This is a genomic window from Rahnella sp. CFA14(1/10), from assembly GCF_004195095.1.
Lineage (GTDB): Bacteria > Pseudomonadota > Gammaproteobacteria > Enterobacterales > Enterobacteriaceae > Rahnella > Rahnella perminowiae.
In genome coordinates, this window is sequence record NZ_SEWS01000049.1 from 1 (window position 1) to 246 (window position 246).

The 246-nt window shown below is 52.8% G+C and carries 1 rRNA gene; it reads left to right on the top strand.

The features are described from left to right. Positions 1–166 precede the first annotated feature (166 nt). Positions 167–246: ribosomal RNA gene (gene rrf / locus EVX52_RS25200) — 5S ribosomal RNA — on the top strand; the annotation flags it as partial.

Consider the following 246-nt stretch of genomic DNA (forward strand, 5'->3'; position numbering starts at 1 on the left):
CAGTACTAATGACCCGAGAGGCTTAACCTTACAACACCAAAGGTGTTTTGATTTGAGAGACAGGCTCGAGAGAGTAGATTTTCAGCGGAATGTTCCGGAATTGGTTCGTATGGCGGCGTGGGGTGAGAAACCCTGATGCGTTGCGGTACGGATAAAACAGAATTTGCCTGGCGGCACTAGCGCGGTGGTCCCACCTGACCCCATGCCGAACTCAGAAGTGAAACGCCGTAGCGCCGATGGTAGTGT